We start from the raw sequence: 231 nt of genomic DNA on the forward strand, positions 1-231 counted from the left end.
ATTTTCTATTAATGATTCCCCCACCACCGTCATCTAATTTTCTTTTTTTGTTTTATCCTTAATCGGTATATAATATTCAATTTGATTGTTATCCATAATCGGCATCATATTTGGCATTTGTTTTTTATCCATAATCGGCATCATATTTGGCATGTGTATTTTATACATATTCGTGAGCATGATACCGATGTGGATGTGTGAGGGCGTCGTCGGCTTGATTGGGATATGGGT

Annotated in this window: 1 pseudogene; it reads right to left on the reverse strand. The window is 35.1% G+C overall.

From position 1 onward, the window contains the following. Nucleotides 1–33 precede the first annotated feature (33 nt). Nucleotides 34–231 (reverse strand): annotated as a pseudogene (locus JDS92_RS31320) (peptigoglycan-binding protein LysM); the annotation flags it as partial.

The organism is Bacillus cereus group sp. N12 (assembly GCF_016483575.1).
Classification (GTDB): domain Bacteria; phylum Bacillota; class Bacilli; order Bacillales; family Bacillaceae_G; genus Bacillus_A; species Bacillus_A toyonensis.